The organism is Olivibacter sp. SA151 (genome assembly GCF_054130995.1).
Genome location: NZ_CP096391.1, coordinates 1200413 through 1226434 on the forward strand (window position 1 = coordinate 1200413; position 26022 = coordinate 1226434).

At 41.9% G+C, this 26022-nt stretch carries 21 protein-coding genes; 7 read left to right on the forward strand and 14 right to left on the reverse strand.

Going from position 1 to position 26022, the window contains the following annotated elements:
- The first annotated feature begins 78 nt into the window (after positions 1-78).
- A complete protein-coding gene (locus M1D52_RS04590; protein ID WP_437394230.1) occupies positions 79-1140 on the forward strand; it encodes an ABC transporter ATP-binding protein in 1062 nt (353 codons plus the stop codon).
- Here M1D52_RS04590 and M1D52_RS04595 read toward each other — a convergent pair.
- Together M1D52_RS04595 and M1D52_RS04600 are read right to left on the reverse strand one after the other, a co-directional pair.
- A complete protein-coding gene (locus tag M1D52_RS04595) occupies positions 1133-1639 on the reverse strand; it encodes a TlpA family protein disulfide reductase (protein WP_437364830.1) in 507 nt (168 codons plus the stop codon). The genes M1D52_RS04590 and M1D52_RS04595 overlap by 8 nt on opposite strands.
- Positions 1640-2516: 877 nt before the next feature.
- Positions 2517-2990, reverse strand: a complete 474-nt coding sequence (locus tag M1D52_RS04600) for a ribonuclease H-like YkuK family protein (RefSeq protein WP_013663724.1) — start codon at positions 2988-2990, stop codon at positions 2517-2519.
- A 597-nt stretch (positions 2991-3587) separates the two neighbouring features.
- Between M1D52_RS04600 and M1D52_RS04605 the strand changes: the two genes are divergently transcribed.
- The gene (locus tag M1D52_RS04605) at positions 3588-4415 is read left to right on the forward strand and encodes a hypothetical protein (RefSeq protein WP_130858547.1); all 828 of its coding nucleotides are present in this window, start codon (positions 3588-3590) and stop codon (positions 4413-4415) included.
- A gap of 99 nt (positions 4416-4514) precedes the next feature.
- Positions 4515-5147, forward strand: coding sequence for an ABC transporter substrate-binding protein (locus tag M1D52_RS04610; RefSeq protein ID WP_013663722.1), 633 nt, complete (start codon positions 4515-4517; stop codon positions 5145-5147).
- 315 nt (positions 5148-5462) lie between these two features.
- Here the strand turns inward: M1D52_RS04610 and ettA are convergent, their stop codons facing one another.
- Complete coding sequence (gene ettA / locus M1D52_RS04615) at positions 5463-7145, reverse strand: energy-dependent translational throttle protein EttA (RefSeq protein WP_130858545.1); 1683 nt, start codon at positions 7143-7145, stop codon at positions 5463-5465.
- Positions 7146-7336: 191 nt separating this feature from the next.
- On the opposite strand from ettA, the gene M1D52_RS04620 reads away from it, so the two are divergent.
- Positions 7337-9913 (forward strand): ATP-dependent Clp protease ATP-binding subunit, encoded by a 2577-nt coding sequence (locus M1D52_RS04620; RefSeq protein ID WP_130858544.1) that lies wholly within the window; start codon positions 7337-7339, stop codon positions 9911-9913.
- Positions 9914-10142: 229 nt separating this feature from the next.
- On the opposite strand, the gene M1D52_RS04625 is transcribed toward M1D52_RS04620, so the two are convergent.
- On the reverse strand, positions 10143-10271 hold the full coding sequence (locus M1D52_RS04625; protein ID WP_437394229.1) for a hypothetical protein: 129 nt from the start codon (positions 10269-10271) through the stop codon (positions 10143-10145).
- A gap of 398 nt (positions 10272-10669) precedes the next feature.
- On the opposite strand from M1D52_RS04625, the gene M1D52_RS04630 reads away from it, so the two are divergent.
- Complete coding sequence (locus tag M1D52_RS04630; RefSeq protein ID WP_377612920.1) at positions 10670-11074, forward strand: hypothetical protein; 405 nt, start codon at positions 10670-10672, stop codon at positions 11072-11074.
- 166 nt (positions 11075-11240) lie between these two features.
- Here M1D52_RS04630 and M1D52_RS04635 read toward each other — a convergent pair whose 3' ends face one another.
- The 4 genes from M1D52_RS04635 to M1D52_RS04650 all read right to left on the reverse strand — a co-directional run bounded on the left by M1D52_RS04635 (position 11241) and on the right by M1D52_RS04650 (position 15083).
- Positions 11241-12149 carry a hypothetical protein gene (locus M1D52_RS04635; protein ID WP_437394228.1) on the reverse strand — a complete coding sequence of 303 codons (909 nt, stop codon included), beginning with the start codon at positions 12147-12149 and terminating at the stop codon, positions 11241-11243.
- Positions 12150-12436: 287 nt separating this feature from the next.
- Positions 12437-13372: an IS3 family transposase gene (locus M1D52_RS04640; RefSeq protein ID WP_437394227.1), complete on the reverse strand. Its 936-nt coding sequence runs from the start codon at positions 13370-13372 to the stop codon at positions 12437-12439.
- Positions 13369-13599: a hypothetical protein gene (locus tag M1D52_RS04645; protein ID WP_437394226.1), complete on the reverse strand. Its 231-nt coding sequence runs from the start codon at positions 13597-13599 to the stop codon at positions 13369-13371. Before M1D52_RS04645 ends, M1D52_RS04640 begins: the two co-directional genes overlap by 4 nt.
- Before the next feature lie 665 nt (positions 13600-14264).
- Positions 14265-15083 (reverse strand): enoyl-ACP reductase FabI, encoded by an 819-nt coding sequence (locus tag M1D52_RS04650; protein WP_013663709.1) that lies wholly within the window; start codon positions 15081-15083, stop codon positions 14265-14267.
- Positions 15084-15342: 259 nt separating this feature from the next.
- Between M1D52_RS04650 and porD the strand changes: the two genes are divergently transcribed.
- Positions 15343-16245, forward strand: coding sequence for a type IX secretion system protein PorD (gene porD, locus M1D52_RS04655; RefSeq protein WP_437394225.1), 903 nt, complete (start codon positions 15343-15345; stop codon positions 16243-16245).
- Positions 16246-16266: 21 nt separating this feature from the next.
- Positions 16267-17922: a DNA repair protein RecN gene (gene recN / locus M1D52_RS04660; protein ID WP_437394224.1), complete on the forward strand. Its 1656-nt coding sequence runs from the start codon at positions 16267-16269 to the stop codon at positions 17920-17922.
- Between the two features lie 67 nt (positions 17923-17989).
- Here the strand turns inward: recN and M1D52_RS04665 are convergent, their stop codons facing one another.
- The 6 genes from M1D52_RS04665 to M1D52_RS04690 all read right to left on the reverse strand — a co-directional run bounded on the left by M1D52_RS04665 (position 17990) and on the right by M1D52_RS04690 (position 26018).
- A complete protein-coding gene (locus M1D52_RS04665; RefSeq protein WP_437394223.1) occupies positions 17990-19084 on the reverse strand; it encodes a formylglycine-generating enzyme family protein in 1095 nt (364 codons plus the stop codon).
- A 65-nt stretch (positions 19085-19149) separates the two neighbouring features.
- Positions 19150-20466, reverse strand: coding sequence for a YeiH family protein (locus tag M1D52_RS04670; RefSeq protein WP_013663705.1), 1317 nt, complete (start codon positions 20464-20466; stop codon positions 19150-19152).
- A 97-nt stretch (positions 20467-20563) separates the two neighbouring features.
- Positions 20564-21520, reverse strand: a complete 957-nt coding sequence (locus tag M1D52_RS04675; protein WP_130858538.1) for a sterol desaturase family protein — start codon at positions 21518-21520, stop codon at positions 20564-20566.
- Between the two features lie 312 nt (positions 21521-21832).
- Entirely contained in the window at positions 21833-22537 is a 705-nt protein-coding gene (locus tag M1D52_RS04680) for a thioredoxin domain-containing protein (RefSeq protein ID WP_437394222.1), read from the reverse strand.
- A gap of 33 nt (positions 22538-22570) precedes the next feature.
- Positions 22571-24403, reverse strand: a complete 1833-nt coding sequence (locus tag M1D52_RS04685; RefSeq protein ID WP_437394221.1) for an arylsulfatase — start codon at positions 24401-24403, stop codon at positions 22571-22573.
- A 49-nt stretch (positions 24404-24452) separates the two neighbouring features.
- The gene (locus M1D52_RS04690; RefSeq protein WP_437394220.1) at positions 24453-26018 is read right to left on the reverse strand and encodes a RagB/SusD family nutrient uptake outer membrane protein; all 1566 of its coding nucleotides are present in this window, start codon (positions 26016-26018) and stop codon (positions 24453-24455) included.
- Positions 26019-26022 lie beyond the last annotated feature (4 nt).

Genomic DNA, 26022 nt, shown 5'->3' on the forward strand with positions numbered 1-26022 from the left:
TCACGATCGACCTAGTTCATGAATGCCTAAAATTTTTTTATCTTCGAGGCGTTTACACTATAAGTGTAATGTTTTTTGATGGCAAATAATACAAATACCCCTTCCTGCGATTTTATTCCTTCGGATACGCAAAAGCAAGGACTAGCATATATTCAGGTCGATAATTTATCAAAACGTTTTTCGGATAAACCGGATAGTTTAGGGTTAACCCAGATTTCCTTTGGTGTGGAGCAAGGTAAAATCACGGCGATCATAGGAGAAAGTGGAAGCGGAAAAAGCACACTGTTGCGATTAATTTACGGCCTTGCAAGTCCTGATGAAGGGGAAATTCGTTTCAAAGGATGGAAGGTGCCGGGGCCCTTCGATAAATTGATTCCGGGGCATGAAGACATGCGTCTGGTATCTCAGCACTTTGATGATTTAAATACCTATGCTAATGTTTGGGATAATGTGGCGTCTCGTTTATCAAATACCAACTTACTGGAAAAACACGATAAAACGGAAATCGCCTTAAACAGTCTGAATATTTTGAGGCTATCCAAACAACGTATTGCTGATCTAAGCGGAGGCGAGAAGCAGCGGGTAGCCATCGCCCGGGCACTTGTGACCGGACCGCAGGTCTTATTAATGGATGAGCCCTTTAATCAGGTAGATGCTTCATTCCGCGACCACTTGCAGCAAGATATCCGAAAGATAGTAGATGAGATCGGCCTAACGGTCATTATGGTATCCCATGATCCAAGTGAAGTACTGGCTTTATCGGATGCTTTATTAATTTTACAAGACGGTAATTTAATGGGGGTCGGTAGCCCGAAAGAAATATACGATAATCCACCCAATGCGTATACCGCTAGGTTATTGGCAAGGAGTAATATATTGTCCGAGGAGGAAGCTAGTTATCTATTACCTGAGATAAGTGCAAAAGAGATCATTATCCATCCGGAGTGGATACGAATAGATGAGATCGTACGGACTACTACGCCATTTACTATTCAGAACATCCTTTTTAAAGGCTTTTACGAAGAAATTATATTGTCGGCTGAGAAGCTCCAATTGCGATGTATTAATAAAATGCCGAATCGATATCAGATTGGACAACAGGTATCAATTGAAGTCTTGCAACATAAAGCGATTAATTAAGCCTCTTATCCAGGACTTCTAATAGCTTATCAAACTCTTCTTCCGTATAACCAAGGGATAAATAGATGATTTTGCCCTCTTCATCTACCACGACGTTTCTAGGAATACCGCTGTTTGCGTATTTTGAGAATATTTCCCGCTTCACATCAGGGAGGATGGGAAAGGTGTAGCCCGTTTTTTCAATGAATGGCCGCAGTTTGTCCCAATTCTCTTCACGGCCGAAGACGAATAACTCAAACTTTTTGTTAGTCTTGTAACGATCGTAAATTTCTTTCTGAACGCGAGGGAGTTCTTTTCGGCAAGGAGGGCACCATGTTGCGAAGAAATTGATCAACACTACCTTTCCTTTATAATCCTGTAGGTTTTTTAAGCTGCTGTCGGCTAGAGTGAACGAAAAATCAGGTGCCTTATCACCTATTTTAACCAACCATTCTTGCTGATCTTGTGCATAGGAAAATGCAGGTAGAAAGCTTATCAGGAAAAGGAACATGTATTTCATTGCTGTTGTTTTATTAGTTATCAGGACAAAAGTATCAAGATAAAAGTATTAGGACAAAAGTATCGATAAAAGTATCAAGGCGAAGACTGTTATGTTATTATTCTAGCACACACATCTATTGTCCTATGTCCTACTACTTACCTGCCGGCAGGCAGGTGGTTATTACGGTACCAATACAAAAGTATCAAGCCTGCCTGCGGTAGGCAGGTATCAAGACAAACGTCAAATTATTTGCCTGTCAGCTAGGATTACTTTCTCCCGTTGGTCGGTCAGTTTCGGTTTTAACATAGAGAAGGAGGTGTTTATATTAAAAAAACCTTTATTTTGTCACTTTCTTCCGAAGAAAGTAACCAAAGACTCGTCGCTTGGAACTTTGCTTTAAACGGTAATGCATCAACGTGCAAACCGCAAATTTCCTAGGCGACATTGTGGCAGAACGGAGGGCTTTTACTTTTAACCGGACGTATTAGCTTTAGCCCTAAATATAGCCTCGTGTGTGGGAAGAACGGCCTTGGAGGATATCGACGCAACGAGCAGTAAAGCATTTGCACCCTCGCTCATATTGCAATCCCCAAGCGGATTGACGAAGTGAAACGGCTCCAATACGCGCTAATGATGCTTTGCCATCAGTTGCAAGGCAGCCTACACAAGCCTTGATTTATTCAGGCTTGTTTATTTTTAAAGGTGTTCATGAACTCATCACTACGTTCTTCGGTTTGCTCAACTTTTATCAAGAAAAGTTGATTAAGAAAAAGGTTCTTTTTTAAAAACGAAATCCCTTTGACAGCTATGGTTCTATGTCATGTTACCTAGACCTTATGTCCAAAATTCGCTCATTATAAAAAAAAAGCTCACAACTAGGAATCAAAAAACTTCTTTACTGCACCATTTTATTCGCACAGGTTGAGCTCGCAAAAGCCTCGGGTTTCGCTTTGAATACAAAGCCCATACTTAAAATGTACCCCATAGCTTCATGAAGTGCCTGATTGGATTTAAACATAGGATTAGTGTTAATGTCGGCATGTACTTCTAAGTCGACATGATAGGTGTCCAAAATATCGCAAAGTGAATAAGCCGTTTCAATAGAACGCTGTACTTCCGCGAGCATTCGTTCTTTGATGCTCATTTTAAGCAGGGACCGTTCTTGGTGAATGAACATAAAGCCACCTTTCTTTTCGCGGATAAAAGCAATCACCGTTGCAAAATCAGTGATTTGCCCTTTTACCTGCGAGTCGGTGCCGATGCAGACTTTGAGCTTGTTTCCTAATGCATATTCTTTCGAGATGGCTGTGCTTACTTCTTCGAGAAGTGGTTTGCGAATGGGTTCTCCGCTAAATTTTTTCCAGGTCATAAATTAAAGGTATTACGTTAAATCTAAATAGCCCTTGCCTGCGTATCGATCTTTGCTATAAAGTTAGCGCATTTGAAGTGTTTCCTGATAAAGAGAATGTGGTTTATTTGTTAACATTTAGTTAATTATCAACACGTTGGGTTGTTGAGAGGTTAAGTCGTTAAATAGTTGAGACGTTAAATAGTTAAGTAGTTGATTAGCCAATGTGGTAATGTTGTAGGTAAGTGCGTGCCTAAAGCTTACTGCCTATAGCATAATGCCTCGCAATAGTTGAGTAGGGAAATAGTGAATTAGTGAATTAGCCAATTAGCAGATTAGACAATTAGCCAATGTGGGTAGATGGCTGCCTAAAGCTTACTGCCTATAGCCTAATGCCTCGCAATAAATAGTGAATTAGCCAATTAGCAGATTAGCCAATGTGGTAATGTTGTAGGTAGGTGCGTGCTTAAAGCTTACTGCCTATAGCCCAACGCCTATAACAAATATCCAATATTTTACATCAGATTCTTCGTCCTTTTTAAACAAAATACGTTACTTAGCTGTATTATTAGATTAGATATTAATCTTATTAGTACTTATCGTAAAAAAAATAGCAATATGAACTTTAAATCTCAAATCATGACGCTGGCAACGGGCGCTTTCATAGCAGCTTCTTTGTCGGCATGTAATCAATCTGGCACAAAATCAACAGAAGGAACCGACAGCACTACTGCCACTGAGGCTGCAACGAGTGCGATCAGTGTTACACCTGTCGCAGATTCAAAGGCATTTCCAGGTGCTGAATTGGCCGTCTCTTCTATTACGGCTACACCGGGTGCTTCCCAGGATTCAGTGAAGTTGGAGGTTAAATATGCGGTAAAGAATTTTACGTTGACAGAACATACAGCCGATCATAATGCGGATCATATGGCTAATTCAGCGGAAGGGCAGCATATCCATTTTATTTTGGACAACCAGCCTTATACCGCACTTTATAAACCGGAAAATAGTGTAAGTCTGAAGAAAGGAACCGAGCACTATTTATTGTCCTTTCTTTCACGTTCTTACCATGAATCCATAAAAGAGCCAAAGGCTTATGTTTTAAAGCATTTCAAAATTACCGATCAGGGAAAATATGAGGAATTACCCGTTCCTGCGGATGCCGCTTTATTCTATAGTCGTCCGAAAGGCGAATATAAGGGAAAAGATACCGAGAACTTATTGCTTGACTTCTACCTAGTGAACACGGAGTTATCGGCTTCGGGCAACAAAGTGAAAGCAGAGATTAATGACACTACGATCACGTTGGACAAGTGGGGCCCTTATGAAATCAAGGGAGCTCCAAAAGGGAATTTAAAAGTCAAATTAACGTTGGTAGGACCTGATGGAAATGAAATAAAAGGAGACAATACTTCTATAACAAGAGAAGTTAAATTGAGCGAATAAGAAACAATTTTTAAAGAGGGGGCTGTTAGTGATTATATCCTGGCAGCCCTTTTTTATACCCCTCATTTTATCTAAGTTTGCTTCGTAAACAATAAAACTATGCAAGATTATACCTCGTATTTGTCGACAGTTGTGAAGGCTTTAGGTTTGGATGAAGCATGCGTAAAACTACTGGAAGAAGACATCAACTTAACACAGCAACTTCATCATATTGATCAAATATATGAGCGCATCTCTTACATAGGAACAAGCTTGAACGTGTCTCTAGAAGCGGAAAAACTAATCGAAGAACTTGCTGAGCGTATTAATATCGTGGTTCACAAACTGAAATTTATAGCAGATAACCAACGACCTACTGTTAAAGTGGTAGCCGAATCGACGCTTGATAACGAACTGGAGGCTTATATTAATACCATTATACGAACTGCAGGGGGAAGGGTATATAACGAAGTACTGGATACGAAGGGACCTCAGCTTTTCATCTTTCTAGCTCAAAATAGGAGTATGTTTCAATTATTAGGTGAAATCCCAGGCTTTTTAGCAGATGAGGAATGGGAAAACACGCCGGCTATTAAGGAAAATAAGGTGTTTTTAATTGACGGCGAAAAGCACTTACTTGCTAGTTTGCCCGAGGCCGCAGATGATGTAGAGCTTTTGGCAGAAATTCTTTACCCTCAATATTTTGTGTTTGGCGGGGAGGGAGAATCGTGGATGAAATTTGAGCTTAGTTAATTCGTTGGGTAGGGAAGTAGTTAAGTAGGGGAGTAGTTAAGTAGAGAAATAGTTAAGTAGGGAAATAGTTAAGTAGAGAAGTAGTTAAGTAGGGAAGTATTAATACGATTTAACAACTCGACAACTTAACGTCTCAACTATTTAACGATTCAACGACAAAAGAAGATGTGTTTTTTATGTTGAGGAAAAATATATAGTTATTCGTTACCGGTTACTAGTTATTCGGCCAGTGTTTGACGAATTACCAATAACCAATAACGAACAACTAATAACTAATAACAAACAACTAATAACTCGCAACTCACAACTGGTAACTTACTTAACCAACTTCTTGTATTTAATCCGCTTCGGTCCTGTGTCTCCCAATCGTTTCTTCCGGTTCTCTTCATACTCCGAGTAGTTTCCTTCAAAGAAATAAACTTGGGAATCGCCTTCAAAAGCGAGGATGTGTGTACAGATTCGATCTAAAAACCAACGGTCGTGTGATATAATCACGGCACAGCCACCAAAATTCTCGAGACCCTCCTCCAACGCTCGAAGCGTATTCACATCAATATCATTGGTTGGTTCGTCCAGCAGTAAAACATTGGAACTTTTCTTAAGGGTAATGGCTAAGTGCACGCGATTGCGCTCACCGCCCGATAGTACGTCGATCTTTTTCTGCTGGTCGGCACCATTGAAGTTGAATTTGGAAACATAAGCCCGGGAATTAACGGTGCGGTTCCCTAGGACGATGTTATCGTGCCCTCCGGTGATATTTTCCCAGACGTTTTTGTTCGGATCTAAGTCGTCATGCATTTGATCCACATAACCCAATGCAACGGTTTCTCCTACCCGGAAGGAGCCGCTGTCCGGTTGCTCTTGTCCGGTGATCAATCGGAACAATGTAGTTTTTCCTGCACCATTTGGTCCTATAATACCAACAATACCCGCAGGAGGAAGTGAAAAAGTGAGGTTTTCAAACAGCACTTTATCGCCGTAAGCCTTGGTTACATTTTGCGCTTCAATCACCACATTTCCCAAACGAGGGCCTGGAGGAATAAAGAGCTCCAACTTTTCTTCCCTTTCCTTCGTTTCTTCAGAAGCCAACTTTTCGTAATTGGAAAGACGGGCCTTGGATTTGGCGTGACGCGCTTTCGGAGCCATCCGCACCCATTCCAACTCCCGTTCGAGTGTTTTTTGGCGTTTACTTTCCGTCTTTTCTTCCTGTGCCAGACGTTTAGCCTTTTGATCTAACCAGGAAGAGTAATTGCCTTTCCAAGGAATACCTTCCCCGCGATCTAGCTCCAAAATCCATCCGGCCACATTATCCAAGAAATAGCGATCGTGTGTTACCGCAATCACCGTTCCTTTATATTGTTGTAGATGCTGTTCCAGCCAGTCGATCGACTCGGCATCCAGGTGGTTCGTTGGCTCGTCTAACAGTAACACGTCCGGCTCTTGAAGTAGAAGCCGACATAATGCCACTCTTCTGCGTTCGCCTCCTGACAAATTGGCAATTGATGCGTCGGGATCGGGGCAGCGCAGGGCATCCATGGCCCGTTCAAGCTTATTGTCCAATTCCCAAGCACCGGTGGCGTCGATTTTATCCTGTAGTTCACCTTGTCGATTCATTAATTTTTCCATCTCATCCGGGTTTTCATACACCTCCGGCAACCCGAATTTTTCATTAATTTCCTCGTATTCCGTTAAGATGGCCTTCGTTTCAGCGACTCCTTCTTCCACTACTTCTTTCACTGTTTTTGCGGGGTCTAAAATAGGTTCTTGCGCTAAATAACCCACCGAATACCCCGGAGAAAAAACAACTTCACCCTGGTAAGATTTGTCTAAACCGGCTATGATTTTTAAGAGGGAAGATTTTCCGGAGCCATTTAAACCAATTACGCCAATTTTAGCACCGTAGAAAAAAGATAAATAGATATTTTTTAGTACCTGTTTTTGAGGCGGGTAAATCTTATTTACACCGGCCATCGAAAATATTACTTTCTCGTCTGACATATTCGTGATAAAATTCTACTGCAAAGATGGCGATATTTAGTCATAAACGCGTAACTTTAGGTATCATAAAGACTGACAAGAATTGCATATGAGAGAAATGGCGTAATTGTTGATAAAAGTTACATAAAGCGCTCAAAGTTTTAATTAATAATTTTATACATTAGAGCATTAAAAGAAAGGTAAATACATTCATGGAAGCAAAATTCTCGCCACGCGTAAAAGACGTTATCTCCTATAGCAGGGAAGAAGCGCTTCGACTTGGACACGACTACATCGGCACCGAGCACCTCTTGCTGGGCCTGATCCGCGAGGGAGATGGTTTAGCAATCAAAATATTAAAGCATGTGGGGGTAGATACTGCCCGTTTACGCCGCTCCATTGAAGAGGCTGTAAAAGGGACGTCATCCACTTCGGCTAATCTTGGCAATATTCCACTGACGAAGCAGGCGGAAAAAGTGCTCAAGATTACTTACCTAGAAGCTAAGATATTTAAGAGCGAAATTATTGGCACCGAGCATCTATTACTTTCTATCTTAAGAGACGAAGATAATATTGCTTCTCAGATACTTCAGCAATTCCATATCAATTATGATATTTTCAAAGCTGAGGTAGAGCAGAACAAAACGGAAATCACCGACCAAGCAGCCGGTTCGGCTGCGGGAGATGATGATTTCCGCGATGAAGATAGCTTCAGCCAACCTAAAAAAGTGTCAGATATTAAATCGAAAACCCCGGTACTGGATAACTTTGGTCGCGACTTAACCAAAGCTGCAGAAGAAGGGCGTTTAGATCCAATCGTTGGACGTGAAAAAGAGATTGAACGCGTATCTCAGATTCTTTCACGTCGTAAAAAGAATAACCCGATTTTAATTGGTGAACCCGGAGTTGGTAAATCGGCTATCGCCGAAGGCTTAGCCTTGCGCATTGTACAACGGAAAGTTTCTAGGGTGCTCTTTAACAAGAGAGTAGTTACCTTAGATTTGGCGTCCCTAGTCGCAGGTACTAAATACCGCGGTCAATTTGAAGAGCGGATGAAGGCGGTGATGAATGAACTCGAAAAATCACCTGATGTGATTTTATTTATCGATGAAATTCATACCATCGTGGGCGCCGGCGGAGCTTCCGGATCACTCGATGCTTCGAACATGTTTAAACCAGCTTTGGCACGTGGAGAAATTCAATGTATCGGAGCCACTACGCTGGATGAATATCGCCAGTATATTGAAAAGGATGGGGCTTTAGACCGTCGTTTCCAAAAAGTAATGATCGAACCGGCAACGCATGAGGAAACGATTGAAATTCTTAACCGTATCAAGGATAAGTATGAAGAGCACCACGCGGTAACTTTTACACCGGAGGCGATTGAAGCCTGTGTGAGTTTAACTACTCGCTACATTACTGACCGATTCTTGCCTGATAAGGCAATTGATGCCTTGGATGAAGCAGGGTCACGTGTTCACCTAACAAATATTCATGTTCCACAGAGCATCATTGATATTGAAGAGAAAATCGAAGATATCAAAGTGGAGAAGAATAAAGTAGTTCGTAGTCAGAAGTATGAGGAAGCTGCTAAGCTTCGTGATACGGAGAAGAAATTACTGGAAGAGTTGGATCGTGAAAAGCAAGCTTGGGAAGCGGAAACGAAAACCAAACGTTATACCGTTACGGAAGATGATGTTGCTCAAGTGGTGTCGATGATGACCGGTATTCCGGTTCAACGTGTTGGACAAACCGACAGCCAAAAGCTGCTAAACATGGCCGAATCGATGAAAGGAAGGATTATCGGACAGGATGATGCGGTGAAGAAACTCGTGAAGGCGATTCAACGTACCCGTGCCGGTTTGAAAGATCCGAAAAAACCAATCGGTTCCTTTATCTTCTTAGGGCCTACAGGTGTCGGTAAAACGGAATTAGCGAAAGAGTTAGCACGTTTTATGTTCGACAGCGAGGATTCTTTGATCCAGATCGATATGAGCGAATACATGGAAAAATTTGCTGTATCACGTTTAGTAGGAGCGCCTCCAGGATATGTCGGTTATGAAGAAGGCGGTCAGTTAACTGAAAAGGTACGTCGCAAACCGTATTCTGTAGTTCTATTAGATGAAATCGAAAAAGCTCACCCGGATGTGTTCAACTTGCTATTACAGGTATTGGACGAAGGACAGTTAACCGATAGTTTGGGTAGAAGAGTGGATTTTAGAAATACGATCGTTATCATGACTTCGAATATCGGTGCCCGTCAATTGAAAGACTTTGGTCAAGGCGTTGGTTTCACGACGAGTGCGAAGGCTACACAGGCTGAAACGCATTCTCGGAGTGTCATCGAGAATGCCTTAAAACGCGCTTTTGCTCCGGAGTTCTTAAACCGTGTAGACGATGTGATTGTGTTCAATTCACTTGGTAAAGAAGAGATCTTCAAGATTATCGATATCGAGTTGAAAGCATTGTTCACCCGTATCCAAGGTTTGGGCTATACCGTGAACTTAACAGAAGGTGCGAAAGAATTCATTGCGGAGAAGGGCTTTGACAGTAATTTCGGAGCTCGTCCATTGAAACGTGCCATTCAGAAGTACTTGGAAGATCCAATTGCGGAAGAAATTCTGAAAGGTGATTTAGCAGATGGCGCTACTTTAGAAATTGACTACAATAAGGAAAAAGAAGAGATTGTAGTAAATGGCTCACATAAGAGCGATAGTAAGAAGTCGGCTAAGCCTACAGATATCGAGAAAGAGCATGAAGATGAGAAAGACGGAAGCAATAGCAAGTAGCTAAGGGATTTCAGCAATCGACTATCAGCTTAATATAGAAAAAGCGTCGCGCATTTGCGTGACGCTTTTTTGTTGGGGTTTTGTTAAATCGTTGAGTAGTCGAATCGTTGATTTAATTAGCCAATAGTTGAATAGGAAAATAGTTGACTAGGGGAGTGGATTCAGTTGTTAATATGCTTTTGAGCCTCCTCAATTCGTTTAATATCTTCTTCTGCCCAAGCGGAAACTTTTAATATTTTCTTTTGTAGGAAGAGAGATTCTCCACTTTTTTTTTGTTTAATAGAAAGTCAACAAAGTCGCTTACCTCTTTTTGTGAAGCGGCATCAAGTAAATTGTATTTTATTTGAATGTTCGTCATGGCATCTTTGTTATTTCTACTACAAGGATAACAAAATGAGGTGAAATTACGTTATTCACTATGCGTTGAAAAAGAGGATAATGCTACTCCATACTCCATATTAACTACTCCCTATTCACTAAATTAAAATTATGGAGCGATTCTTGCTTAAACCTTTTCATGTTTTGTCACTCTAAGAAGTAGATACTCGTTGAGTGGTTGAGATGTTGAATAGGGAATTAGTTAATTAGTTAATGTGATAATGTTGGTACGAATAATGAATAACCGTTAACAATTAACTAGTCTAGTTAAGTAGTATTGCCCTTACGAACGCCGTCACCAATAACGAACAACCAAGAACGAATAACGAATGGCTGGCAACAAATAACCAATAACGAACAACTAAAAACAAATAGCGAATGAAGAAGTATTTATTTTTAATGATTGCCTTAGTAGGTTTGGTAGGTATGAGTGGGTGTAGTAAAGATGATGATCCAACTTTTAATCCTAATAGAACATTTGTAATGGAATTACCTTCGTCTTCGTGGAGGTCTATTGATAATGGAGAAGCTTGGGAGGTTGAAATACCACTTGATGAGTTGACAAGTGAAGTTTTTGAGAACGACGACGTTTCGGTTCATCTTATGTTTGAGGACGAAATTTATGAACCGTTAACGACGGTATATAACGGGATCGCTTATCGCTATGATTATGCAATTGGCAGCATACTATTAGACGCCAAATGGGCAGACGGAAGGGGAGGGGTAATGGAAAACCGTCCTCCAACAAGATATGTGAAAATAATATTATCAGAATCTTGGTAATAAATCAAATAATATTAGCGGAGAATAAACTTGATATTGTTACTTCTCCGCTAACCCTAAAACTGTTGGTGTTACAAGGCTTGCTAATAACTCAAGCAAGGTCTAAATAAATCAGCTCTATCAATTTCCAGCCAAATCGTACATTTACTTACTCTTTATCATCTAATCATTTCTTCTTCGTTTTTTCTGCCTTTGCTTTAATACGATCGATTTCGGTCTTCTTTTCTGAAAGTATGGTGTAAAACCATTCAGCTTTTCTTAGTGGTTGATGGTTAGGGCCGATGGCCGTTGCCTGATTTTTTATATACATTTCCTCATTAACGCAAAAAGCGTGTAAGAAACCGGCGGGATTCATTGTTTTTTCACCAATCATTTTTCGTTGTTCTAGCCAGTCGAGTTGATAATAATGCAAAGAAAAATAGACAAATACCAAGGCTTCTCTAGGTAATTTTTTAAGGCATTTCCATTGTACATCAAAGGTGGCGGGCAGCGGAGGCTGTTCCATTTTTGATTTAACGAGCATAATTTCTTCCTGTGCCAGTATTTGATATGCTTCCTGCGCATAGTCGATACTTACCAATGCGACCCGGAGAAAAGCCCCGGGATCGGGATTGATATCGCGTTGCAAGAAGGGAATATTTTGTTTCGGTGTGATGGCATCGATAGTGATCTCTACGGTACCGTCTGGCTGAACCGAACAGCGGGGAAAAACATGCAAGGTTTTCTCAAAAGGAGCATCCGGATTGAATTGGAAACCGATAAAGGGGCTAGGATCTATTTGGTTTAGGTTTTTGTGGCCAGCGGCTTCCGGGAGTTGACTGACGCATTTTTGCATAACCGCATTTAACCTGCCCGAAACATAAGGATCCATATACTCAAAAAGCAAACTCCCTATCTGTCGGATAATTTTGGTTGCATTGCTGCTGATACCAAATTCGTGCGCAGCAATGCGGGTATTGGTGGTTTGCTTTACCACTCTCGGCATACTTTGTACGATGGATTCGCCATTTACATCCCGATAAACTTCATGTCCTTTTTTTCCGCTCAGTCGTCCGTTTTTGTTAATCTTCGCCATAATTTATATATTCGCTTTTAGCCAATACTTGGCCGTTTCAATTATTAATCCCGGTTCTTCTTTTCCTCATACCAAGTCTATACTTTCTTCATACCTTCTTCGCCTTTATTGAACATGCAATCTATATCATTTCCAGGGTGAGTCCAGGTTTTTAACTTAAAACGTGGACTCACCCTGGACTCAATGTGGACTCACCCTGGACTCACCCCGAAGAAGGTCCCTAGCAAATGGCTACTTTGTCTTGTCCTGATATAGCTATACAGGTTATTGAATTAATTTTGAATTGACTATACACACAAATTTGTAATTCCTGATTGGGTTATACAAGTGTTATTTTTCTCTGCTTTATATTTTTTTGGTTTCCATCTTTTTTTCAATTCACCGTATTTAAGATGCGCTTGTTCGGGAGTGAGATAATCGCAACTGGCATGTGGTCTTATCTGATTGTATGTTTGTATATTTTCGCTGATCTTTCTTGTAGTTTCCCTCCACCCGGACCGGACTGTGTACAGGCCAAACTCTGCTTTTAAGATGCCGTTTACCCGTTCAGCGATTGCGTTTTCATAAGGGTCTCCGTTTTCGGTCATGCTGACGGCGATATTTTCATCGGTAAGCAGGTCTACATAGGCTTTGCTGCAATATTGCGATCCTCTGTCCGAGTGATGAATAAGCCTGTTTCCGGGGTATCTGCGCTCCGCTACCGCCATCTGTAAAGCATCAATGCAACCCTGGGCAGAAAGGTCCTTTCGGAAAGCCCATCCCATGATCCTTTTGGAATAAGCATCGGTGATGAGGCAGAGGTACCCCCACTGCTTTTTCAGCTGGATGTAGGTGATGTCACTTACCCATACCTGTTCAGGGCCATTGATGGGCAGTTCCCTGATCAGGTTTCTGTATTTTTGCATCCAATGCCTTGAATTGGTTGTGATCACTTTTCTTTTACGGTTCCTGATATGCAGTCCATGTTCCCTCATCAGATTGAACAGGTAGTCCCGACCGATCCTGATGCCATGTTGTCCCAAAGGTTGCTTTAACATATGAAGGAGCTTTAAAGTCCCTATTCTGTTTTGTTTCTTACGGATATCCAGTACATGCTGCAAAACGATCTCATCTTTCAGGCCCAGGTCCTGCACCCGCCATTGATGGTCATAATAAGCATGCCCGGTCTTGCCAAACAGTCTGCACAATAACTTGAGCCCAAGTCTGGGGAAGTCCTGTTTCATTTTGATGACTGCCTGGCACCAGACTTTTTTCTGATATCAATTTTAAGTCGGTCCTCGGCAATATCGATCATTGTATTAAGTGCTCTGATCTTCAGATTGGCTGCTTCCAGGGCTTTTTTTAAGGCCTGTACCTCTGCGCTTTCGGACGGATCTGTTTTCTTTTTAGACACTTCCACTATCGGTTTGATAACACTAAGATCGGCATTTTCTTCCTTAAATTCCTTCATCCAGCGGCGTATTACACTGGGATATGAAATGTTAAAAGAAACCAGTGCCTGCCTGACACCCATACCCGCCTCTATGCCCTGACTACCGAACGCTTTTCTGCCGGGGTGTAACTCTTGCGTTTGCAGGTGACCGGACCATATCTATGCATCCAATCTCTCAGCGTATCGGCAGACATCCCATATTGCCGAATTAAGTCCCTGGTGGGAACACCCTGGACAGAGAGTTCAACTACATGATCTATTAAACGCCTGTCATATTTCTGATACTTACTGGTCCTTTCCGTGAAAATAATTTCTACCTCTTTGGTTTCCATACACTAATTTTTTGTGTATAGCTTTTTTAGGAATCGACACTTGGCCATTTTATAGTTCAAAGAAATTTGCTGTTTTTAATAGGTATTTGAAAGGAGCGTTATTGTATTAAACGCGAAGACAAGATAATAATTTACAGGCGAAACTGAAAATTTAAAGTATAAACCTATATACATTTACCAAAATATTTTATTCATCTTGAATGTCTTCCTCCTAGTTATCGGAGGATGGCAAAAACCTCCTGACTGAGTATGTCGTAGCGGAGTCCTTGCTGTTAACGCTAAGGCATTATCTAAACAAAAAAGCAACGGAAATCCCCGTTGCTTTTGCTGAAAAATATGATCATTGAACACTTACCCTTCAATACCGAATTTCTCCAAAATGGTGCTGGTAACACCGGTAGAAGAATATCCACCATCGTGGTATAAGTTCTGCATGGTCACCATGCGGGTCAAGTCTGAGAATAAGGTAATACAGTAATCAGCACATTGTTCTGCGCTGGCATTGCCTAGTGGTGACATGGCATCGGCAAAATCAAAGAAATCGCCAAAGCCTTTGATACCCTGTCCGGCAGTGGTTTTGGTAGGCGACTGTGAAACGGTATTAACACGTACCTTTTTGGCAACGCCGTAATGATAACCGAAGCTTCTCGCAATGGATTCTAAGGCAGCTTTGATATCAGCCATATCGTTGTAGAAGGAGTAGGTGCGTTGAGCGGCTGCATAGGTTAAGGCTACTACACTTCCCCATTCATTAATGGCATCTAATTTCATCGCTACTTGAAGCATTTTATGCAATGACAAAGCTGATACGTCCATGCCCTTTTGAAAGAAGTCGTAATTAGCTTCGGTATAAGGAATGCTTTTACGCACGTTTACACTCATACCAATGGAGTGTAACACAAAATCGATTTTACCGCCTAAAATCTCTTGGGATTTGGTGAATAGATTGGTTAAATCGTCTACACTGGTTGCGTCCGCAGGAATAATTTCCGCACCTGTTTTTGAAGCTAGTTCATTGAGTTCGCCCATACGCATAGCGATAGGAGCGTTAGTTAACACAAATGTAGCACCTTCTTCATGTGCTTTCTCGGCAACCTTCCATGCAATAGAACTGGAATTTAACGCGCCGGATATAATACCTCTTTTACCTTTCAGTAGGTTGTATGCCATATCGGTTTGATTTATTGTAAACTGTATTTATATAAGGGGGTAAAATTACACTTTTTTTCATTAGAATAATCTATTTTTTAATGGCAATGAAGCCTGCATGAGCTTAGATTTATTCTTATCTTTTTTGAGTTGCAACTCATGCAGGTTTCATCTATTGAGAAGCGCTCTTTAGGGAAGATGAAGTTTTGCTGTCAGCTTTTTTAATTTTTAATTTTTAATTTTACCTTATTACGTACCTTTGATGCTAATCATGTATAATATGACAAGAACCTTCGTTTCTTTTCTTCTATTCAGCATTGCGACGCTGGCACCGGCATGGGCGCAAGACTTAAATGCGCGGGTGCAGATTTTGTCACCGCAGGTTCAAGCAACCAATAAGCGTGCTTTCGATGTATTGCAGCAAGCAATGACGGACTTCCTTAATAATAAAAAATGGAGTAATCAGCAAATCCTACCTGAAGAACGTATCGACTGCAGCTTCGTTATTACGGTGAAAGAGTGGGACGGTAGCAGCAACTACAAAGCCGAGGCGCAGATTATTTCAACACGCCCAATCTACAACACCACCTATAACAGCCCTATTCTTACTTTATCCGATAAGAACTTCGATTTCATCTATACAGAAGGAGAGCCCTTGGATTTTTCCGCGCAGCAATATCTGAGCAATATCACTTCGTTGTTAGCCTATTACGCCTACCTTATTGTGGGGCTCGACGCTGATTCGTTTAGTGAGAAAGGTGGAACACCCTATTATACACTGGCGCAGAACGTACTGAACAATGCGCAGACAGCCAATTTTGCAGGCTGGAAATCGATCGAGAGCATGAACAACCGTTTCTGGTTGGTAAATAACATGCTCGACAATAATTATGAACCGCTACGTAGCTTTTCTTATCGTTATCATTTAGATGTATTGGATAAAATGGCAGATAATCAGAATGCTTCGAAACGAAAGTTGATCGACTTGCTACCGCTACTGGCAAAGGTAGATCGGATGGCGCAGGGGGCCATGTACAACCAAGCTTTTTTCACTGCCAAATCCGATGAGTTAGCAAACTTAATCGGCGGATTAACAGGACCGGAGAAAATAAAGGCAATCAATATATTATCAGAGGCCGACCCGGGAAATAGCAATAAGTACGAAACAATAAAAAGTCTTTAAAAAAAACACGATCCGATACAGATGCTTAAGCGCTTATTAATAAAAAACTACGCTTTAATAGATGAACTTGATATCAGTCCTGCCAAAGGACTCAATATATTGACGGGTGAAACCGGTGCAGGGAAATCCATTATATTAGGAGCCTTATCCCTCATTCTCGGGCAAAGAGCCGAAAGCAAATACTTCTATAATCAGGCGCAGAAATGTGTAATCGAAGGTTTTTTTCAAATTGAAGAATATAATCTAGATGATTTTTTTCAGGAAGAGGATCTGGATTACGAGCCTGAAACCATCCTCCGTAGGGAAATAAGTGCTGACGGAAAATCACGAGCTTTTGTAAATGACACCCCGGTTACGCTTAGCACCCTTAAAGCATTGGGCGAACGGCTGATCGATATCCATTCGCAGCACGCTACCTTGGAAATCAATACAGAGGATTTTCAGCTTATGACCCTTGATAGTGTTGGTGAAAACGGATCGCTCTTAAAAACCTATCAGGAAACCTTTAGGAAATATAGACAGGTAACACAGGCTCTTCATGACTTGATAGAGGAAAGTAAGCAGGCGCAAAGCGAGGCCGACTATCATCAGTTTTTATATGACGAACTGGCCGCTGCCAAATTGAATGGCGATGAACAGGAGGCCTTGGAACAGGAGCAGAATCAACTGAGCCATGCGGAAGAAATTAAGCGCGCCTTATTAGCTGCCAACTTTTTGTTAAGTGAGCAAGAGCAGCCCGTTATTAATTCATTGAAGGAGGCGGGACTGCAGATACAGCAAGCGGAGCGTTATGTCAGTAATCTCCATGAGTTAAGTGAACGCTTGCAAAGTGCTTTGATAGAAATTAAGGACATTGCGGAAGAAGTAGAACGGACCGAGCAGCACATTCTTTTTGATGAGGGGCGTCTAACCGAGGTAAACGAGCGCCTGAGTTTACTCTATCAATTACAACAGAAACATCATGTAAGCAGTGTTGCAGAGCTTTTAGCCATACAGAAAGATTTGGAAAACAAGCTTATTAAACTCTCGTCCAATGATGAGGAGATTGCAAAACTTAAGGCAGAGAGCGATGCGCTTCGTGAGGCTAGTGAAAAGCTAGCCGAAGAACTAAGGGCCAATCGACAAAAGGCCATCCCATTGGTACAAAAAGCAGTAATTGAGGCGCTATCAGAGGTAGGCATGCCAAATAGTGTTTTGTCTATTGAGCTGGATTCAAGTACATTGCGTTTATCCGGAGCAGATACGGTACGTTTCCTTTTCACAGCAAATAAGGGACAGGTGCCACAGCCATTAAATAAAGTTGCCTCAGGTGGGGAATTGTCGCGATTGATGCTGGCCATTAAATCGCTCATTGCTAAAAGTTCAGCACTTCCAACCATCATTTTTGATGAAATTGATACCGGTATTTCGGGCGAGGTTGCCCTTAAAGTCGGAAATGTTATGGAAGAAATGGCTAAACACATGCAGGTTATTGCCATCACCCATTTACCGCAAATTGCATCGAAGGGAAATGCCCATTACAAAGTCTATAAAGCAGAAGAAGGGGATGTAACACGCAGTAACATGAGGAGGCTAAACGATGAAGAACGGGTGGTTGAAGTTGCGCAAATGTTAAGTGGCAGCAATCCGGGCGAAGCGGCTTTGAAACATGCCAGCGAGTTGCTGAAACATCGATGAAATGTTTTTATTTATAAAACATTTCATCGATGTTCTATTCATTGTACATTCCTGTACAATAGGGCTGTTAAGGTGCTTGATCCTGTACACACCTGAAGCCTAGGTTATTGCTTGCACTACTCACTTCTCCTTTTCCTCTGCTACCTGCTTTGTAACGTTCACAATATTGCTCGTTACATAAAAACGAGCCGCCTCGTTGGACACGCTTTACCAATCCTGGTTCGGCGGGATCATAACTATCACTTGGGCCCTTGGGATTATCCTTCTCCGCATGCTCATAAGCATCGGGACGATAGAAATCAGCACACCATTCCCAAACATTTCCGTCCATGTCATATAAACCATATGCGTTTGCTGGAAAGGATTTTACGGGAGCAAGCTCCGCAAAGCCATCTTCTGCGGCATTACTCACTGGAAAATTTCCCTGATAGGTATTGGCAACCCATTTACCTTGCGGTTTTAATTCATCCCCCCAATAATACTTTTTTCCCACTTGTCCGGCACGTGCAGCATATTCCCATTCCGCTTCGGTGGGCAGGCGCTTTCCGGCCCATTTGGCGAATGCCTCTGCATCTTCATAGCTTACTTGAACAACGGGTTCGTTTTCCTTTCCATTAATGTTACTCCCAGGCCCTTTAGGCTGTCGCCAAGAAGCTCCGGGCACATACTTCCACCATTGTAGATGGTTATTTAGATTTACCGGCTCTTTGGGGGGCGTGAATACCGCCGATCCCGGAACGAGTAAATCCCTCGAAACTCCGGGGAAGTCGGCCGGGTCCAGAGCCCTTTCCGCTACGGTGATGTAACCGGTAGCCTCTACAAACTTAGCGAATTGCGCATTGGTTACCTCGTGCTCATCCATCCAAAAATCATGGACCTTCACCTCATGAATCGGCTGGGTATCAGCAAACTCGCTTGAACCCATTTGAAAAACCCCTCCTTTAATAAAAACCATCTTCGCATCATCAGCTCCTTGTAACAGGTTTTCTTGTGTCTTTTTTACGGCTGCAGCTCGTGAAGGAATCCCTTCTGAAACACACATTGCTACGGAGTCTTTTTGATTGGCTGATTTATCCGCAGTTGAATTACAGGCTGATAATATCATTGCTCCGCCTACCAAAGCCTGAATCCACCGATTGCTATAGTTGTTCATAGATTGCATAATATCGCTTGCACTGTTTGCTCCTTCTTTAACCTGTCGTAAATTTCACTCCTTGTCCTATTCATCTATCCGAAAAGAAGCATCGCCAGTACTAAGGTAAGGATGATATTAAATAACTGAGCGATTAGAAAAACCCAAAATGGGCGCTTGCTATTCTCTCTGATTAAATCTTTAAAGTTTGTTTCTAAACCGATACTTGTAAACGCAAGGGCAAACCATAAGCCTTGTATACTTTTTATATCCCCTTTTACCGACGCCACCGTATCGGGTTGCAAGAAAAATGAAAATAATAAAGACGCGGCGATAAAGCCTAAAACAAATTTGGGGAAACGTTCCCATATGACACCTAAACTCGGTTTGTTGGCGGCTTCCTTTCCTGCAGGATGATTGGTATAGGTCCAATAAACAGAAATAGCAAGTGCAGCTACTCCCAATAAAACGTTTTGAGAAAATTTAACGATCGTGCTTATTTTTAGCGCCGTTTCGCCTACCAGGGAACCGGAGGCTACCACCGCTCCCGAGGTATCGATACTTCCGCCTAACCAAGCTCCTGTTACTTCTTCCGAGAAACCAAAATAATTCGCGATGTAAGGCATGATAATCATCATGGGAATAGCCGTAATTAACACCATAGAGACAACATATGATAATTTCTTGGAGTCGCCTTGTATAGCGCCTGATGTAGCGATGGCGGCAGAAACCCCGCAAATGGATACGGCACTGGATAACATTAAACCCAATTCTTCATCTATCTTAAACTTCTTACATAGCCAAAAAGAAAAATACCACACCGACAATACAACAACTAAGGATTGGATGAGGCCTAGTGAACCCGCTTTGAGGATATCGGAAAAGATCACATTTGTTCCGAGCAATACCAAGCCTATTTTCACCAAAAGTTCGGCCGATAAGGCTTCTTTAAGCCAAACAGGCAGTTTAACCGTATTGCCTACCAATAGGCCTACAAGCAGACTGAAAATAACGGCTTCCAATCCCAGATCTTCCATCGTTTTATTGCCTGCTAATAGCAAGGCGAGTGCCGTTAAGAAAAATACAACGGGAAAACCGAGCAAATATGGCTTTATTCTTCTACCTGTTAACAGCCCCCCCAGAATCAGCAGCGCAAAAGTAAAAATAAGCTGCTTGAATAGCTTGAGGAGGTTCGCAGCTTCAAATACGGAAGACAAGCTCTCAATAGCTGACCATTTGTACTTGGGTGCTTCCACGTGAAAACCTAAAATAGCAAGGCCGATAATGATGAAACCCAATATCACGACGGTCCAATCCTCTGTAAGAAAATTCCGCTTCGGTAGATTTTGTAATTCCGGCGATAAATCTTGTTCCTGAAGAACGGTTTCGGCCGATGTTATTCCTTCACTCATATTTTTTAGTATCTGATTTGATTAGTATGGAATCAAATCTATCATAATATGTTAACATGAGAAAGGATTTTTTAAAAAATCCTTTCTCATTACCAGCTTAAGCGGTGAACCTCGGTTGAATCCCGTCGGTTTCCAAGGGTGCCGTTACTTCTTCCTTTGTGTTATTTACTTCCACCTCATTTGGTTGGATGTCTTCGCGTACCATCGGGCCATGCGCAGCCAATTCGCTTCCGGGCACGCTGGATTTTAATAGGGGCCAAAGGAGCTGTGCGTACCACTCATCACCTTCATAATGAGAAATACCATAAGATTTCGGGTATTGCCGGGTTATTAACGCCGTCCCAAAAATAACATCCCAAAGGAAAAACATATTACCGAAATTTCCTTTGTAATATCCTATCCCATCATCGGTTGTATCTGCATGGTGAGCATGATGGGTTGCCGGTGTGGAAATCGTTCTTTCAAGTATCCATGCAAGTGGATGAAGCCATTTTTTTTCATAAAAAGGTTTATCCCATTTAATACTCGAATGTGCCATTTTAGTAATCAATGACTTTATTCCCTTTGCAAACAAAGCAGGGTAACCTAAACCTAAATACACTAAAATAACTGTTAAGTAAGTTTGCGAGAAAAAGATCGTATAAATAATATTTTGTCTGGATGCCATGGCCATTCCCATATACGAAGCCGAATGGTGTGTTCGATGAAATCGCCAAAGCCAGGGGATTTCATGATGAAGTCGATGATACCAATATTGCGTCAAATCGTCATAAATACAGATAATCACAAAGCCCCAGAAAAAGGGAACCCACTCAAATGCATCCTTTGCGTGCGGTAAAACGAAGGGAACAAGTTTCAACCCAAAATAAGCCACTAACGGCCTTGTCACCAATCTAGGCAAAGCATAGCAGGCAAGGTCAAGTATTTTTTCATTTCGATTCCATTCCTTTCCGTAAAGGCCTAACGAAAACTCAGCAATACCGACAATCAGCGTCAGCACCGCAAGCCCCCATGTGTTTAAATTTTCAAATATGGCTTCAATAAATTGTATCATAATAATGTGTCATTAAGGGATAATGGATAATAGTTCTACACGCATCTACTTAACCCAAGGTTTTTCACCGGTCAAATAGAAATAAAGAAACATGAGCAAAATGGGTAGTGCATAAATAAATATACTAAGCAGGACATTTCTTACAATCCGATCTTTAACTTCTTTTTCCAATTTCATTTCAATACCTCCTATGCAATAAGTTTTTGTAAAAAGCTAATCGTAAAAAAGATAATCAACACGGGAATGGCTGTTACTACAAGGCCTACCAGTATTTTTTTTGCCAACAAAACAATATCTTGAAAAGTCATGTCATTAAATTTTATGTTTATTCAACTCGGTAAGAATTTCTTCTTCCGAACTCAGTCCGTGTTTTTTCCAAACCACCTCTTTTCCCTTGTATAAGATGAGTGTCGGTAATGCGTCCACAGCTAGCGCTTTCGTTAGCTGCTTATTATCGTAGGCTTCGATATTAACCAATTTAAGTTTACCCTTATTTTCTTCCGCTAACTTCTCCACGATCGGTTTCAGTTTTTTACATCCGCCACAATAACGAGATCCGACATCAACTAATACCAACTTTTCTGATGTAATTTGCTCGTTAAATCCTGCCAATGACAAACCATCTCCCACTGTCGATTCAACGGGTTTCCCCTGTGCTATCCATTTACTAAGTCCTCCCGGAAATTCATACACCTCCTTAAAATGCAGTGCGCGCAAAACCGCAGCCAACTTAGCACTTCGTCCGTTGCCAATAGAGTAAATAAATACGGGCGCCTCCTTTCTTAATTTCGATGCTATTGATTTAAACTGCTTTTCATCGGATACATTCAGCGCTCCCTTTACATGATTTTGTATAAACTCTTCTTCAGAACGAGCGTCCAAAATTTGGGGATCAGGTCCGGCAGCCAATAGCTTTTTTTCAAATGTCTCGAAAGGCAATAGGTTAGTTGTTTTTTCTTGTGCCATTACTGCCTCTAGCGTGAACAGTAATAGCACGCCTAAGATTAATTGTTTCATCTTTCTATATCTGATTTATTTGACACCGAGTTATTATTGTTTTGACAATGTATTTCGCCTATCAGCAACATCATCCCAGGTTATATAGGGGTATATATTGTTTTTCTTTGCTTCCTCCTCGAATAACGCTTTCAGCTCCTCGAGTTTAGCGGGATTTTTCTTAGCCAAATCATGTTGTTCATTGAAGTCTTCATGAAGGTTAAATAGCTGCCAGTCGATATGGTTGGGGTCTTCAAAGCTCACATTGCGACTTTTCCCCCCTTTACCATCGGCAATCTTAAAGGCCAAGCTTGCCTTCCAACCGTCTTTATAGATAGCCCGTGAACCGAAAATGTAATAGTATTGGACGGAGTGACGTGATGGAGCGTTCTTTTCAGCAAAAGAATACAACAAAGATGTTCCTTGAATGGTATCCTGTTTAATACCACGGATATACGCAGGCGCTTTAATATTGAGAAATTCCAGCGTTGTGGGCAATAAATCGTTCACATGGCCGTATTGATTCCGAATCCCTCCTTTATCCTGAATCGATTTCGGATAAAAAACAATTAACGGATTTCGTGTTCCGCCCTCTGCGTGCGCATCTTGCTTCCAATATTTAAATGGCGTATTGGCAGCTTGGGCCCACCCTAAAGGATAGTTTCCATTGGTGGCTTGAGGAGTGCCGATCAGATCGAAATTTGCCAAATTAACCTTAAGCGCCTCCTCTTCGCTCAAATCTTGCTGTAGGGCAGCTGTCGGTGAGCGCTTGATGGTACCGTATAAAGTTCCCTCTTTACTGGCTCCGTTATCTCCGAGAATGACAAAAATTAACGTATTATCCAACTGATTGATCTCTTTTAGGTGATTCACTAAACGACTTACTTCATAATCGGTATAAGTTAAATAGCCTGCATAGACTTCAAAAAAGCGAGCATATACCTTTTTCTCGTCAGCCGATAATTTGTCCCAGGCTTTGATATTGGGATTTCGTGCAGGCAAGCTGGCATTAGCCGGTATGATACCCAATTCCTTTTGCCTTTTAAATACTTGTTCTCGGTAATCATCCCAGCCCTTATCGAATTTTCCTTTATATAAATCCCGCCATTTAGGTTCCACTTGATGCGGTGAATGCGTGGCTCCCGGTGCATAATACAAAAAGAAGGGTTTGTCAGGCGCTGCACTTTTTTGTCGGTCAATAAAGCTGATCGCTTTATCGGTTATTTGCTCACTCAAATGTTTGCCATTGGGCGTGACGTGTGCATTGTCTTCTACTAAATCCGGTTCATATTGGTCTGTTGCCGACCCAAGAAAACCAAAAAAATGTTCGAAACCCTTACCGGAAGGCCATCGGTCAAAAGGGCCTGCATCCGTTGCGTCCTGATCAGGTGTCAATCCGTACTTCCCCACGGCGAAAGTGCTGTAACCCTGTTCTCTTAATATTTCGGCGATGGTACCTTTGTCAGCAGGTATTCGGCCATCCCAGCCCGGAAAGCCAAATGCTGACCATCGGTGGGAGAAACCACCCTCATGTACACGATGGTGATTACGGCCTGTTAGAAGAGCCGCTCGCGTGGGCGCACAGATGGCTGCGGTATGGAAATTGGTATAACGCAAACCATTGTTCGCTAAACTGTCAAAAGTTGGGGTATTGATTAAACCACCGAACGTACTGCTTGCTCCAAATCCAACATCATCCAATAAAATCCAGATGACATTTGGCGCGTTCGAGGGGGCTTTTATGGGGTCTACCCAAGATTCCTTTGAATTCGCATAATTGGTGCCAACGACACCTTTGAAGGGTTCTTGCTGTTGCGTGATATTTTGCCCCTGTACTGCCGAGAGCGTACCTAGCAAAAAGAGAGAAGTATTGATTATTTTCTTCATAATAATAATTGATTATTGGGAGTCATTTTATCTTGCATATACAATGTTTTTAAAAACCGGGGTTTTGTGTTAGCAAATGATTGTTGTCGATTTCTGATTGCGGAATAGGGTATAATCGATGTTTCTCTGCAGCGTTGGTCTTACCCACCTTATGTAGACTTTTCACAAAAACACTGTTACCTGAAGCATCTTTCTCTCTGATCAGATCAAACCAACGTTGATATTCGTATACTAACTCCAGCCTTCGATCAAGGTAAACCGAATCGCGAAATTGATTCTTGGTGAGGCCGGGTGTCAAATCGGGTAGTCCTGCTCTCCTTCGCACGCGATTGATCGACTGATACGCTTTAAGGGTAGGGCCATTCTGCTCATTTTCTGCTTCGGCATGAATCAATAAAAGTTCCGCATACCGAATAATAGGTACATTGGCGGCTGATTCACTTGGGACAGCCGTGGAATTGGGATCCCACCATTTATGAAAAAACGGTGTCGAATCTCCCGGTACGGCGGGGTTGTTAAGCGGAAGCGCATATTGACGTCCGTTGGTTGGACTGATGAAACTGGTAACAAAAGTGACAGATCGGCGTTTATCGGATGGTTTATACAATTTATAGATACTGAAAAAATTATCGCTACCTTCTTTATAATAACGTACCATATGCGCATAGTTCCCTCGCAATCCCGGAACACCGCTCAATATGGCACGTGGATTTTCATTATTACCCTGATTAAGGGAATTTGACTTAAACTGGGCTGAAAAGATGTGTTCCTTTCCGTTTTTAAAATCGGGAAGAAATACCTCGGCATAGTTTTCGAAAAGATCGTATCCGTAATTTCCGGTACCACCGTCTTGGGCAGACAGCACTTCTTCAGCTGTTAGCACTGCATTAGCATAATTGTCCTCCAGCTTCAATGGAAAAGAAGCCTCTGTTAAATAAACTTTTGCCAATAAAGCTTTCGCCGCGCCAGCCGTTGCCCGCCCAATATCGGGTGCTGCATAGCGATCCGGCAATACTTCCGCAGCTTCCTTTAGGTCCTTTTCAATCTGTGCGTAGACCGCTGTGCTAGGTGTCCGCGCAATTGCATAATCGTTGGCATCAATATAGGTTTCATAACTAAGTACTAATGGAACGTCGCCATACAAGCGAACGAGATTAAAGTAGTATAAGGCACGTAAGAATTTTGTCTCGGCCAGTAACCTGTTTTTTAAACTGCTGTCGAAATCTATGTTGGGGATTTTTGCTAAAGCCACATTGGCACGCTTAATAGCCGCATAATGCTGCTGCCAGATTTCATAAATTCGGAGATTGGTAGATGAGTGGGCCAGAACGGAAAGTGACCGTACATCCGGGTTCGTCGCTCCAGGGCCCGGATCCTCATCATCACCGGCCATGTTCATCCCGGTATTAAATAAGGTGTTGTAAGGTGTTTGAACAGAAGATCCGCCCGAGTTAAGAAAAAAATATACCGCATTTACCGCATTGAGTGCATCATCCTGTGTCTTATAAAACTGATCTTCCGATATAACGGAGGCCGGCTCCTCTTCCAGAAATTTCTTGCAAGAAGAAAAACTAAGTCCGATAATGAGTATTAAGATATAGCTAAGAATTTTCATATTT

Excerpts from the sequence above, each read along its gene's own strand:
- M1D52_RS04590 (WP_437394230.1), top strand. The coding sequence starts at position 79 with ATGGCAAATAATACAAATACCCCTTCCTGCGATTTTATTCCTTCGGAT.
- M1D52_RS04595 (WP_437364830.1), bottom strand. The coding sequence starts at position 1,639 with ATGAAATACATGTTCCTTTTCCTGATAAGCTTTCTACCTGCATTTTCC.
- M1D52_RS04600 (WP_013663724.1), bottom strand. The coding sequence starts at position 2,990 with ATGACCTGGAAAAAATTTAGCGGAGAACCCATTCGCAAACCACTTCTC.
- M1D52_RS04605 (WP_130858547.1), top strand. The coding sequence starts at position 3,588 with ATGAACTTTAAATCTCAAATCATGACGCTGGCAACGGGCGCTTTCATA.
- M1D52_RS04610 (WP_013663722.1), top strand. The coding sequence starts at position 4,515 with ATGCAAGATTATACCTCGTATTTGTCGACAGTTGTGAAGGCTTTAGGT.
- ettA (WP_130858545.1), bottom strand. The coding sequence starts at position 7,145 with ATGTCAGACGAGAAAGTAATATTTTCGATGGCCGGTGTAAATAAGATT.
- M1D52_RS04620 (WP_130858544.1), top strand. The coding sequence starts at position 7,337 with ATGGAAGCAAAATTCTCGCCACGCGTAAAAGACGTTATCTCCTATAGC.
- M1D52_RS04625 (WP_437394229.1), bottom strand. The coding sequence starts at position 10,271 with ATGACGAACATTCAAATAAAATACAATTTACTTGATGCCGCTTCACAA.
- M1D52_RS04630 (WP_377612920.1), top strand. The coding sequence starts at position 10,670 with ATGAAGAAGTATTTATTTTTAATGATTGCCTTAGTAGGTTTGGTAGGT.
- M1D52_RS04635 (WP_437394228.1), bottom strand. The coding sequence starts at position 12,149 with ATGGCGAAGATTAACAAAAACGGACGACTGAGCGGAAAAAAAGGACAT.
- M1D52_RS04640 (WP_437394227.1), bottom strand. The coding sequence starts at position 13,372 with ATGAAACAGGACTTCCCCAGACTTGGGCTCAAGTTATTGTGCAGACTG.
- M1D52_RS04645 (WP_437394226.1), bottom strand. The coding sequence starts at position 13,599 with ATGAAGGAATTTAAGGAAGAAAATGCCGATCTTAGTGTTATCAAACCG.
- M1D52_RS04650 (WP_013663709.1), bottom strand. The coding sequence starts at position 15,083 with ATGGCATACAACCTACTGAAAGGTAAAAGAGGTATTATATCCGGCGCG.
- porD (WP_437394225.1), top strand. The coding sequence starts at position 15,343 with ATGACAAGAACCTTCGTTTCTTTTCTTCTATTCAGCATTGCGACGCTG.
- recN (WP_437394224.1), top strand. The coding sequence starts at position 16,267 with ATGCTTAAGCGCTTATTAATAAAAAACTACGCTTTAATAGATGAACTT.
- M1D52_RS04665 (WP_437394223.1), bottom strand. The coding sequence starts at position 19,084 with ATGCAATCTATGAACAACTATAGCAATCGGTGGATTCAGGCTTTGGTA.
- M1D52_RS04670 (WP_013663705.1), bottom strand. The coding sequence starts at position 20,466 with ATGAGTGAAGGAATAACATCGGCCGAAACCGTTCTTCAGGAACAAGAT.
- M1D52_RS04675 (WP_130858538.1), bottom strand. The coding sequence starts at position 21,520 with ATGATACAATTTATTGAAGCCATATTTGAAAATTTAAACACATGGGGG.
- M1D52_RS04680 (WP_437394222.1), bottom strand. The coding sequence starts at position 22,537 with ATGAAACAATTAATCTTAGGCGTGCTATTACTGTTCACGCTAGAGGCA.
- M1D52_RS04685 (WP_437394221.1), bottom strand. The coding sequence starts at position 24,403 with ATGAAGAAAATAATCAATACTTCTCTCTTTTTGCTAGGTACGCTCTCG.
- M1D52_RS04690 (WP_437394220.1), bottom strand. The coding sequence starts at position 26,018 with ATGAAAATTCTTAGCTATATCTTAATACTCATTATCGGACTTAGTTTT.